At 63.2% G+C, this 11,605-nt stretch carries 8 protein-coding genes; all 8 read left to right on the forward strand.

The features are described 5' to 3' along the window. Nucleotides 1-72 precede the first annotated feature (72 nt). The 8 genes from smc to ACSQ8Y_RS07130 all read left to right on the forward strand — a co-directional run bounded on the left by smc (nucleotide 73) and on the right by ACSQ8Y_RS07130 (nucleotide 11,553). Nucleotides 73-3,612, forward strand: coding sequence for a chromosome segregation protein SMC (smc, locus tag ACSQ8Y_RS07095; protein WP_436265745.1), 3,540 nt, complete (start codon nucleotides 73-75; stop codon nucleotides 3,610-3,612). After that, nucleotides 3,609-4,772 carry a cell division protein ZipA C-terminal FtsZ-binding domain-containing protein gene (locus ACSQ8Y_RS07100; protein ID WP_436265746.1) on the forward strand — a complete coding sequence of 388 codons (1,164 nt, stop codon included), beginning with the start codon at nucleotides 3,609-3,611 and terminating at the stop codon, nucleotides 4,770-4,772. The genes smc and ACSQ8Y_RS07100 overlap by 4 nt, the downstream gene beginning before the upstream one ends. Before the next feature lie 9 nt (nucleotides 4,773-4,781). Further along, on the forward strand, nucleotides 4,782-7,130 hold the full coding sequence (ligA, locus tag ACSQ8Y_RS07105; RefSeq protein ID WP_436265747.1) for an NAD-dependent DNA ligase LigA: 2,349 nt from the start codon (nucleotides 4,782-4,784) through the stop codon (nucleotides 7,128-7,130). Continuing rightward, nucleotides 7,127-8,020: a UTP--glucose-1-phosphate uridylyltransferase GalU gene (galU, locus tag ACSQ8Y_RS07110; protein ID WP_436265748.1), complete on the forward strand. Its 894-nt coding sequence runs from the start codon at nucleotides 7,127-7,129 to the stop codon at nucleotides 8,018-8,020. The genes ligA and galU overlap by 4 nt, the downstream gene beginning before the upstream one ends. Continuing rightward, nucleotides 8,017-8,553 carry a peptide deformylase gene (gene def / locus ACSQ8Y_RS07115; protein WP_436265749.1) on the forward strand — a complete coding sequence of 179 codons (537 nt, stop codon included), beginning with the start codon at nucleotides 8,017-8,019 and terminating at the stop codon, nucleotides 8,551-8,553. Before galU ends, def begins: the two co-directional genes overlap by 4 nt. A 553-nt stretch (nucleotides 8,554-9,106) precedes the next feature. Then, entirely contained in the window at nucleotides 9,107-9,511 is a 405-nt protein-coding gene (locus ACSQ8Y_RS07120; protein ID WP_436265750.1) for a hypothetical protein, read from the forward strand. Between the two features lie 389 nt (nucleotides 9,512-9,900). Beyond that, a complete protein-coding gene (locus tag ACSQ8Y_RS07125; protein WP_436264815.1) occupies nucleotides 9,901-11,229 on the forward strand; it encodes an IS4 family transposase in 1,329 nt (442 codons plus the stop codon). Nucleotides 11,230-11,250: 21 nt separating this feature from the next. Beyond that, nucleotides 11,251-11,553, forward strand: a complete 303-nt coding sequence (locus ACSQ8Y_RS07130; RefSeq protein WP_436265751.1) for a hypothetical protein — start codon at nucleotides 11,251-11,253, stop codon at nucleotides 11,551-11,553. Nucleotides 11,554-11,605 lie beyond the last annotated feature (52 nt).

An 11,605-nucleotide genomic window follows, 5' to 3' on the forward strand; every position in this document is an offset into this window, starting at 1 on the left:
TTGGCCTGAATCGGGCGTCGAAATGGTATGATAAGCCACTTTTCATTGTGGCAATTCAATTCGTCCTAAAACGTGCGTCTATCTTCCATCAAATTGTCGGGATTTAAGTCTTTCGTCGATCCCACCAATTTCCAGGTGCCGGGTCAATTGGTAGGCGTGGTGGGTCCCAACGGTTGCGGCAAATCGAACATTATCGATGCCGTACGATGGGTGCTGGGCGAATCGAAAGCGTCGGAACTGCGCGGCGAGTCCATGCAGGACGTCATTTTCAACGGCTCGACGGACCGCAAACCGGCTGGCCGCGCCTCGGTCGAGCTGGTGTTCGACAACAATGACGGCAAGGCTTCCGGCCAGTGGGGCCAGTACGCCGAGATTGCGGTCAAGCGCACGCTGACGCGCGACGGCACCTCCACCTATTACATCAACGGCCAGCCGGTGCGCCGGCGCGACATCCAGGACATCTTCCTCGGCACCGGCCTCGGCCCGCGCGCCTACGCCATCATCGGCCAGGGCATGATCTCGCGCATCATCGAGTCGCGCCCGGAAGAGCTGCGCGTGTTCCTGGAAGAGGCGGCCGGCGTGTCGAAGTACAAGGAACGCCGCCGCGAAACGGAAAACCGCCTGCATGATACGCGCGAGAACCTGCTGCGGGTGGAAGACATCCTGCGCGAACTGAACGCCAACCTGGAAAAGCTGGAGGCGCAGGCTGCCGTCGCGCACCGCTTCCACCAGCTGCAATCGGACCAGGACGAGAAGCAGAAGCTGCTGTGGCTGCTGCGCAAGAACGAGGCGCAGTACGAGCAGACCAGATACTTCCGCGAAGTGGAGCAGGCCCAGACCGACCTGGAAGAGCAGACCGCCAAGCTGCGCAACGTGGAGCTGAGCCTGGAGCAGATGCGCCAGTCGCACTTTTCCTGCGGCGACCGCCTGCACACGGCGCAAGGGCACTTGTACCAGACCAATTCCGAGATCGGCAGCCTGGAGGCGCAGATCAAATTCGTCATCGAGTCGCGCACCCGCTTGCAGAACCAGCTGGGCACGCTGGCCGCGCAGCGCGACCAATGGCAGAACCAGGCCGCCGAGTTCTCGGAGCAGATCGAAGAGGCCGAATTCAACCTCGAAGAGCTGGCCGCCAAGGTCGAACAGGCGCGCATGATGGCCGAGCAGAAGTCGGAGTCGCTGCCGGTACTGGAAGCCGCGTGGCGTGCCGCGCAGCACAAGAGCAGCGAATCGCGCGCCCGCATCATGCAGGCGCAGCAGCAGCTGGAACTCGAATCGGCGCACCAGCGCAACGCCAGCAACATCCTGAACGGCCTGGCCGTGCGGCGCGAGCGCCTGCAGCAGGAAAAGAACGGCCTCAGCCTGCCCGATTCCAGCCATTTGTCCAACCTGAAGATGCAGCTGGAGGAGAAACAGCAGACGCTGGAAGAGCAGAGCTACCACCTGGAAGAGGCGCTGGAGCTGCAGCCCAAGCTGGAGGCTGAGCGCCAGGAGGCCCAGTTGCAAGTGAACGCCGAGTCTGCCGCGAACGCGCAGCTCGAAGCGCGCTTGAACGCGCTGCGCCAGTTGCAGGAGCGGGTGCAGACGCAGGGCAAGGTCACGCCGTGGCTGCAGAAGCACGAACTGGACGCATTGCCGCGCCTGTGGCAAAAACTGCAGATCGAAGCCGGCTGGGAAACCGCGATGGAAGCGATCCTGCGCGAGCGCACGTCGGCGCTGCAGGTGTCCAATATCGAATGGGCCAAGCATTTCTTCAACGACGCGCCGCCGGCCAAGCTGGCGCTGTTCGCGCCGGGCGCCGGCGCGGCGCCGGTACAGCATGAGTACACGCAAGAGCGAGCCGGGCTGAAGCCCTTCATCTCGCTGCTGAAGCTGAACGACCCCGGCCTGCGCGCCGTGCTGCAGGACTGGCTGCACAACGTCTTCATCGCCGACGACGCGGACGCGGCCTTCAAGGCGCGCGGCAACTTGCCTGCGGGCGGCTACTTCGTCACGGCGCAGGGCCACGTCGTCACCCAGTCGAGCGTGCGCTTCTACGCGGCAGACGCGGAGCAGGACGGCATGCTGGGCCGCCAGCAGGAAATCGACAACATCGGCAAGCAACTGCGTGCGCAGACCATGCTGGCCGACGAGGCGCGCGCCCGCTCGGTGCGCGCGGACGCCGCCGTGGCTGCGCACACGCGCAACGTGACGGAACTGCGCCAGAAGATGCAGTCGCTGACGCAGTCGGTGCACACGCTGCAGCTGGAAGTGGTGAAGCTGTCCGAGATCGAAGCGCGCTTCAACCAGCGCAGCACGCAGATCGGCGCTGACCTGGCCGAAATCGCCGCGCAGGAAGCGGAGCAGATGCAGGCCAAGATGGAGTCCGAGGAGAAGTTCGAGCACCTGGACATGGAGCTGGGCAATCTGCAGGGCGAGCACGAGGACGGCCAGACCGAATTCATGCAAAAGGAACAGAAGCTGGCCGACGCGCGCCAGGCGCTGCGCGACATGGAACGCGCTGCGCAGGAAGCCGAATTCGCCGAAAAGTCCCAGCGCAGCAAGATCGACGAACTGCGCCGCAGCATCGCCACCGCCACCACGCAGGCGGCGCAAGTGGCCGAGAGCTTGCACGCCGGCCAGCGCGAGCTGGAAAGCCTGGAAGCGGGCACCGCCAACGAAGGCTTGCAGGAGCTGCTGGACCGCCGTACCCACCAGGAACGCGCGCTGTCGGACGCGCGCCACGAGCTGGACCAGATCACGCAGCAGCTGCGCACCTTCGAGGACGCGCGCATGAACAACGAGCGCAGCCTGCAGCCGCAGCGCGACAGGATCATGGAACTGCAGCTCAAGGAGCAGGCCGCGCGCCTGAACCAGGAGCAGTTCGCCGCGCAGCTGGCCGAGGCGCAGGCCGACGAGGCGGCGCTTTCGGAGAAGCTGAATCCGGACATGAAGGCATCCTACCTGCAGGGCGAAGTCACGCGCCTGAACAACGCCATCTCCATGCTGGGCGCCGTCAACCTGGCGGCGCTGGACGAGCTGGCGCAGGCGTCCGAGCGCAAGAACTTCCTCGACGCGCAGAACGCAGACCTGACCGAGGCGATCAACACGCTGGAAGACGCGATCGCGCGCATCGACAAGGAAACGCGCGATCTGCTGCAGGACACATTCGACCGCGTCAACGGCCACTTCTCCGAGCTGTTCCCGATTTTGTTCGGCGGCGGCCAGGCCAAGCTGATCATGACCGGCGATGAAATCCTGGACTCCGGCGTGCAAGTCATGGCCCAGCCGCCGGGCAAGAAGAACGCCACCATCCACTTGCTGTCGGGCGGCGAAAAAGCGCTGACCGCGACCGCGCTGGTGTTCTCCATGTTCCGCCTGAACCCGGCGCCGTTCTGCCTGCTCGACGAAGTCGACGCACCGCTGGACGACGCCAACACGGAACGTTTCGTCCGCATGGTGAAACGTATGTCCGACCAGACCCAATTCCTCTTCATTTCGCATAACAAGATTGCGATGGAGATGGCTCATCAACTGATTGGTGTGACGATGCAGGAGCAGGGCGTATCGCGCATCGTGGCGGTGGATATGGAAGCCGCCGCCAACTTCGCTTCCGAGGCACAAGCAGCATGACAGACCTTCAAATGAGTTTGATCGCAGCCGGCGGCGTCTTCATCGTCGGCGTTTTCTCGTACAACAAATGGCAGGAGTACAAGGCCAAGAAGAGCGTCGAGCGCGCCTTCTCGTCCGACCACGACGATGTGCTGATGCGCACCGGCGAGGAGGCCGCCGTGCCGCGGCACGAGCCGAGTTTCTCGCTCGACGGCAGCGACCCGGCCACGGCTGCCCCCCATGCCCGCGCGCACACGGGTGGCGGCGGACACGACGGCGGCGCGGCCGGCGGCGCTGCTTATGGCGGCGCTGGCGGTGAAGCGCCGGGCAGCCCTGCCGCCCCGGCCGCGCATGGCGCCGCCGCGCTGACACCGGCCGCCGAGCAGGCAACCAGCCTGGTCGATCCGCTGATCGACTGCCTGCTGCCGCTGGCGCTGGAAGCGCCGGTGCGTGGAGACAAGATCTTGCCGGTGCTGCAGACGCTGCGCCTGGTCGGCAACAAGCCGGTGCACTACATCGGCCTGCACGTGAACGGCGACTGGGAACCCATCGTCCACGGCGGCGTGTACACCGAGCTGCAGGGCGGCGTGCAGCTGGCCAGCCGCAGCACCGCGCTGAACGAACTGGAATATTCGGAACTCGTCACGCGCCTGCGCGCGGTGGCCGACGAAATCGGCGCCGAGCCGGCCATTCCGGACATGATGGAAGTGATGGCGGAGGCGAAGAACCTGCACCGCTTCGTGTCCAGCCACGATGCCCAGCTGGGCGTGAACCTGCACACCAACGGCGCGCCGTGGGCCATCAGCACGCTGCTCGGCGCGCTGGAGAAGCAGGGCTTCGACGTGCGACCGGACGGGCGCTACGTGATGCCGGACGGCGAGGGCGGCCATTTGTTCACGCTGTCGACCAACGTCACGCTGGCCGAGGAAACCACGCCGCGCCTGACGCTGCTGCTCGACGTGCCATGCGTGGCCCCGTCGCGCGACGGCTTCGGCGCCATGATCGCCTGCGCCAAGTCGCTGGTGGCGCGCCTGGACGCGACCATCGTCGACGACTACAGCCAGCCGCTGTCCGACGAGGCCCTGGCCGAAATCGCCGGCCAGGTGCAGGAGTTCTACACCGAGATGGAGTCTTCGGACATTCCAGCCGGCTCAACCCGCGCGCTGCGCCTGTTTTGCTAAGGGTTTGCAATGAGCGACAAGGATTACCAGGCCAAGGTTGAACGCGCGGCCTGGCTGACGACCGAATTGAACCGCCACCTGCACGCCTACCACGTGCTCGATGCGCCAACGATACCGGACGCCGAATACGACCTGCTGTACATCGAGCTGCAAAAGCTCGAAGTGGAACACCCCGAACTGCAAAAGCCGGATTCGCCCACCTTCCGGGTCGGCGCCGCGCCGCTGCCGCAGTTCGCGCAAGTGACGCACACGGTGCCCATGCTCTCACTGAACAACGGCTTCAGCGACGAGGACGTGGAGAACTTCGACCGGCGCGTGCGCGAAGGCCTGGACGTGCTGCAGGTGGAGTATGCCGCCGAGGTGAAGTTCGACGGCCTGGCCATCAATCTGCGCTACGAAAACGGCCTGTTCGTGCAAGCCGCCACCCGTGGCGATGGTTATACGGGCGAGGACGTCACCGCCAATATCCGCACCATCAAGGGCATTCCGCTGCGCCTGCACGGCGACAGCGTGCCCACGCTGCTGGATGTGCGTGGCGAGGTGCTGATGTACAAGAGCGACTTCGCCAAGATGAATGCGCGCCAGCGCGAAGCGGGCCAGAAAGAATTCGTCAATCCGCGCAATGCCGCCGCCGGCAGCTTGCGCCAGCTCGATTCGCGTATCACCGCACAGCGCGCGCTGAGCTTCTTCGCCTACGGCATCGGTGCGCTGGAAGGCGCGGAGATGCCGCCTTCGCATTCCGCTCTGCTGGACTGGTATCGCGCACTCGGCCTGCCTGTGGCCAAGGAACGCGCCGTGGTGCGCGGCGCCGCCGGACTGCTGGAGTACTACCGGAAGATAGGCGGCGAACGCGCCACCATGCCGTACGAGATCGACGGCGTGGTGTACAAGGCCAACCGCCTGGAAGACCAGCGGCAGCTCGGCTTCGTTTCGCGCGCGCCGCGTTTCGCCATCGCGCATAAATTCCCGGCCGAGGAAGCCACCACCATCGTGCAGGACATCGAAGTACAGGTGGGCCGCACCGGCGCCATCACGCCGGTGGCGCGGCTGGAACCGGTGTTCGTCGGCGGTGTCAACGTCACCAACGCCACGCTGCACAACGAAGGCGAGGTACAGCGCAAGGACGTGCGCGTGGGCGACACCGTCATCGTGCGCCGTGCCGGCGACGTGATACCGGAAGTGCTGGCCGTGGTGCTCGAAAAGCGCCCGCAGCCGGAACCGCCGCGCTACGTGCTGCCGAAAATCTGCCCCGTGTGCGGCTCGCACGTGGTGCGCGAAGAAGGCGAGGCGATCGCACGCTGCTCCGGCGGCCTGTTCTGCCGCGCCCAGCGCAAGGAAGCGATCCGCCACTTTTCCGGCCGCCGCATGATGGACATCGAAGGCCTGGGCGACCGCTACATCGACAACCTGGTCGAATGCAACCTGGTGCAGCGCGTGGCCGACCTGTACACGCTGACGCTGGACGACTTGCTGAAGATGAAGCGGCTGGCCGATGAGCGCGAAGGCACCACCCCTGAAACCGTCCAGCAGGGCAAGATCGCCACCAAGTGGGCGGACAATCTGCTGGAAGCCATAGCGGCCAGCAAGAACCCGCCCTTGGAACGCATGCTGTTCGCGCTCGGCATCCGCCACGTCGGCGAATCGACCGGCAAGACGCTGGCCGAGTGGCTGGGCCGTTTCGACCTGATACGCCGCGCGCCGGTGGCCTTGCTGCGCGTACTGCCCGACATCGGCGGCACCGTGGCCGTATCCATTGCCGAATTCTTCGCCGAGCCGAAAAACCAGGAGGCTATCGACGCGCTGCTGGCCGCCGGCGTGCAGCCGCAGGGCGAGCACGCGCCGAGCGCCAAGCTGCGCGACAAGCTCGACACCGTCAAGCTGATGGCCGCTCTGGGCATACCGAAGATGACGGAGCCGCGCTGCAAGCAGCTGGTGGAGCAGGACGTCACGCTCGAAGTGCTGGCCCACCTGGGCGTGTTCACCGTCTTCGGCCTGCCGGCGGCGGTGGCCACGGCGCTGGAGGAATGGATGGCGCAGCCTGGCAACCGCGAGCAGTTGCTGGCGCTGGACGCACTGCGCAAGGAACTGCTGGCGCAACTGCCGGAAGTCGTGGAAAGCGCGGGCGCCTTGGCCGGAAAGACCTTCGTGCTGACCGGTACGCTGCCCAACCTCAGCCGTGACCAGGCGGGGGCGATGATCGAAGCGGCCGGCGGCAAGGTGGTAGGATCGGTATCGAAAAAGACCGGCTATGTGGTTGCCGGCGCCGAGGCAGGCAGCAAACTGGCCAAAGCGGAAGAACTTGAAATTCCAATCTTGGATGAAGCAGCCCTGTTGACGCTTCTGGAGAAAAATCAATGACGCTAATTCGTAAAGCCGTATTCCCTGTCGCAGGCCTGGGCAGCCGCTTCCTGCCCGCCACCAAGGCGCAGCCGAAGGAAATGCTGCCCATCGTCGACAAGCCCTTGATCCAGTACGCGGTGGAGGAGGCGGTTGCCGCCGGCATCACGGACATGATCTTCATCACCGGCCGCAACAAGCGCGCCATCGAAGACCATTTCGACAAGGCCTACGAACTCGAAGCCGAGCTGGAGGCGGCGCAGAAGATGGCGCTGCTGGAGCAGGTGCGCAACATCATCCCCAAGCACATCAACTGCATTTTCATCCGCCAATCCGAGCCGCTTGGACTGGGCCACGCGGTGCTGTGCGCCCGCCCTGTGGTAGGCAACGAACCCTTCGCCGTGCTGCTGGCGGACGACTTCATGGATACCGCCAACGGCACCAAGCCGGTGCTGGCGCAAATGACGGAAGTCTATTCCTACGAGCGCGCCAGCGTCCTGGCGGTGCAGGACGTGCCGCGCGCGAACACGCGCCAGTACGGCATCGTCAGCGCCAGCCCCTACCAGGAAAGGCTGGAGCTGGTGTCCGGCATCGTCGAAAAACCGGACCCCGAACTGGCGCCGTCCACGCTGGCCGTGGTGGGCCGCTACGTGCTGTCCGGCCGCATCTTCGACCATCTGGAACACCTGGGCGCCGGTACCGGCGGCGAAATCCAGCTGACCGACGGCATCGCCGCGCTGATGAAGTCCGAGCGTGTGCTGGCCTACCGCTACGACGGCACCCGCTACGACTGCGGCTCGAAGCTGGGCTACCTGAAGGCCACCACGGCCATGGGCCTGAAGCACCCTGAAATGGGCGAAGAGTTCCGCAAATACCTGCAGCAGATGCAAACCGACCTGGGGCCGAAATGACCGTACGTGAAATCCTGAAGATGGGCGACCCGCGCCTGCTGCGCGTGGCGGAGCCGGTGACCGAATTCGATACGCCGGAACTGCACGCACTGATCGTCGACATGTTCGACACCATGCACCACGCCAACGGCGCCGGCTTGGCCGCGCCGCAGATCGGCGTCAACCTGCAGCTGGTGATCTACGGTTTCAAGAACAACGCCCGCTACCCGGACGCGCCGCAGGTCCCCGAGACGGTGCTCATCAATCCCGTGTTGACGCCGAATTCGGAAGAGAAGGAAGAAGGTTTCGAAGGCTGTTTGTCGGTACCCGGCCTGCGCGGCAGCGTGGCGCGCTATACGCAGCTGCACTATGAAGGCGTGGACCAGTACGGCGTTGCCATCGCGCGCGACGCCGACGGCTTCCACGCGCGCGTGGTGCAGCACGAAGTCGACCACCTGCACGGCATCCTCTACCCGATGCGCATCACCGACTTCAGCAAATTCGGCTACACCTCGGTGATGTTCCCCGACCTCGATCCGAACGACGACGACTGATTTTCTGCGGTCTACCTGCGAAGAGCCTGCTACTCCTTGCCATCTTCTTCGTTGCGTACACCCTCGCGGCCTATGTTTTTCAGCGGTGGATGGCTCGGTCGCGGGTGGCGGCGCTTGCTGTGCGTTCGCGGACTAGCAACAAGGTCCGCGCGCTTGCGTTCACGGGATAGTGTCGCTCGCGTTGGCGCCGCCGCTGGCTGGGCTGGCTGTCCGCTTGCTGCAGGGCGCGCCGTTGGATGATCTGGCGTTTTCTTCATTCATCGTCGCATGGATTATTGCGTCGATTCCGGGCATAGTCGTGAATCGCAGGATTTTAAAGGCAGGTGGAATCAACCCGGATGCCGTGTAAATAGAAAGAACCGCATCGGACCGGCGCCGCAGTACGGTTCTGTCATCTCGGATCCTGCTAATGGACAAGCCGAAAGTCGGCGCGGAGTTTTCTACTTCGTGAACCTGTGGCCCGCGTTTTCTTGGCTTGGTGCTGGTGAGAATGTGTGTATTTCCTACGGTCAACTAGATGCTATCCTTAGCTTTTCCTATAGGAAGGCTCGACATGCCCGACCACAATCCCTACCTTCCACCGCAAGCGGCGCCCGACGGTCTGCACGATTGCGCCACAGATCCTGAGTATGGATGGAATATCGCGCGCGCCCAGAAGGCCCTCATGATTGCGGTGTTGATGCAGATTGGGGGCGGTGTGATTCCAGAATTTGGCTGGTTGATTTATCTGTGCGGGGTGGGCTTGTCTTTTTGGGCAGTATATAACCTTGGTGACGCGCTGCAGACGAAGAAGGAAGGTTTCTCCACCGGTGGTGGCGGAAAGTGGTTACTGCTGATATGGATTCCTTACGTCGGCATCATCGCTCTTTTGATCCTGAATGCGAAGGCCACACGGTTCTTGAAAGAAGCTGGCTATACGGTCGGCCTGTTGGGCGCCCGCCGCAAGGCGATTCACTAGCTCGCCGTGGATTTCATTTTGGCAAGCCGAATCCTGAAGTGAACCATGCGGGTGAGCATGGCGCTGTCGGTATTTACGCTGGGCATTAAATACTAGGGAACCTCGAATAACCGCTAAATTGTCATTCCCGCGCAGGCGGGAATCCATGCTGCGCCTCTGAGCATGCGAAGTATGGGTTCCCGCCTGCGCGGGAACGACAGGTATTTCGAGGTGCCCACTAGTACATAAGCAGGGACTGATTTCGTTCCAGGGTGCTCAAGCCCATGCCCTTATACATAAGTCGGATCTGACCGAAGCGCACCCAGAAAACCCGTTTACATTCAAGGACTTGCAACGCCCCTTGTAAACTACCGCCATTTCGCGTTTACTCTCGCCTTTTAGGTGACGCGTTGACGATAGCATCAGCACACTGGGCGGCCAATGAATTTGCACAGTTGGATCTCGGCGACGCGCGCCTCAACAAGCGAGCGAGGACGTTGATGGAACGATTTGCAGCCGATCCGGTGGCCAGTATCCCGGATGCCTGCCATGGCTGGGGCGAAACGATGGCGGCCTACCGTTTCTTGGGTAACGAGGCGGTCGATTGGCGCGACATCATGGCACCGCACTGGGAGCAAACGCGGCGCCGGATGCAGGAGCACCCCGTGATGCTGTGCCTGCAAGACACGACCGAATTGAATTTCAACGGGCAGGAGACCGAGGGGCTAGGGCCGTTGAGCTACGAGGCCCAACGCGGCATGTATTTGCACCCTACCTATGCCGTGACGCCGGCGCGCGAAGCGCTGGGCGTGCTCGATGCCTGGATGTGGGCGCGCACCAAGAAGGACGACTCCGGCAAGCGGGGTGGTCCGAAGGAAAGCCTGCGCTGGGTGGAGGGCTACGACCGCATTGCCGAGATGGCGGCCGACTTCCCGCATACCAGGCTGGTCTATCTGGCCGATCGGGAAGCCGATTTGATGCCGCTGATGCGGCGTGCTCAAGAGTTGGGAGCGCCAGCTGATTGGTTGATCCGTGCGGCGCACAACCGCTGCCTGCCTGACGGCGGCAAGCTGTGGGACCACACCACGGCCGGCCCCGTCCTGGGCGAGATCGCGTTCACGATGGCCTCCCGGCACGGCGTCAAGGCAAGGCCCGTGCGTCAGCAACTATGGGCTCAGCGCATCGAACTTCCCGCAGGCAAAGGCAGGGTTGCCGTGACCTGCATCGTGGCACGCGAGATCGATGCGCCGAAGGGGGCCAAGCCGGTCGAATGGCGCTTGCTGACGAACCGGCAGGCCACCAGCCGGGACGAGGTCATCGAATTGATCGACTGGTATCGCGCACGCTGGGAAATTGAAATGCTGTTCGATATCCTCAAGAACGCCTGCCGCATTGAAGCGCTTCAATTGTCGCAGGCGGGCCGGCTGGAGCGCGCCATTGCCATGTATCTCGTCGTGGCTTGGCGCGTTGCGCATCTGATGCGCTTGGGCCGTACTTGCCCCGATCTGGACGCTACACAATTCTTTGACCGGGCAGAAATTCAGGCGGCGTACATGCGCAGCAAAGGACCACCGCCGGCATCACCACGCCTGAACGAAGTGCTGCGCCTGATTGCCGGATTCGGCGGCTTCCTAGCTCGCAAAGGCGATGGAGAACCCGGCGTCAAAGCAATTTGGAACGGACTCAGAAAAGTGCGCATGGCAGCCGAGGCCATCCGCGCTGTCTCGACCTATCGATGAAACGGATTTCTGTATAAGGGCATGGCTCAAGCCCCGCAGCAGTCTATGCTAGCTCAGGCGTTTATTATCACTCCCTGCGCCAACGAGCCCGCAATTTATTTTTTCGGGCTATTGGGCGAAGTTCTATTTGATTTTTTTGAGTGGCTAGACAAGGTTGAATCCCTGCTGTCGGGCTATCTGCAGGCCAAGTTTAATTGGATACCACCAGCGACCTGCGCCAGTCCAAATCTGCCTATCGGTTATCCCATAGGCACAACAGTCCTTTATAGTGAATATTTTGTGCTGCACTATGCAATGGATCCGCCCCGTTGCCGTGGTCCATAACGATCAAACGTTAGTCTGAGGCGACTTTGCAGAGACCGGTAATGCGGTGGCA

The sequence above is a fragment of the Pseudoduganella sp. LjRoot289 genome, assembly GCF_964252925.1.
In the GTDB taxonomy this organism is placed as follows: domain Bacteria; phylum Pseudomonadota; class Gammaproteobacteria; order Burkholderiales; family Burkholderiaceae_D; genus Rugamonas.

Bases quoted from the DNA above. Each gene is read 5' to 3' on its own strand.
- ACSQ8Y_RS07100 (WP_436265746.1), top strand. From the start codon at position 3,609: ATGACAGACCTTCAAATGAGTTTGATCGCAGCCGGCGGCGTCTTCATC.
- ligA (WP_436265747.1), top strand. From the start codon at position 4,782: ATGAGCGACAAGGATTACCAGGCCAAGGTTGAACGCGCGGCCTGGCTG.
- galU (WP_436265748.1), top strand. From the start codon at position 7,127: ATGACGCTAATTCGTAAAGCCGTATTCCCTGTCGCAGGCCTGGGCAGC.
- def (WP_436265749.1), top strand. From the start codon at position 8,017: ATGACCGTACGTGAAATCCTGAAGATGGGCGACCCGCGCCTGCTGCGC.
- ACSQ8Y_RS07120 (WP_436265750.1), top strand. From the start codon at position 9,107: ATGCCCGACCACAATCCCTACCTTCCACCGCAAGCGGCGCCCGACGGT.
- ACSQ8Y_RS07130 (WP_436265751.1), top strand. From the start codon at position 11,251: ATGGCTCAAGCCCCGCAGCAGTCTATGCTAGCTCAGGCGTTTATTATC.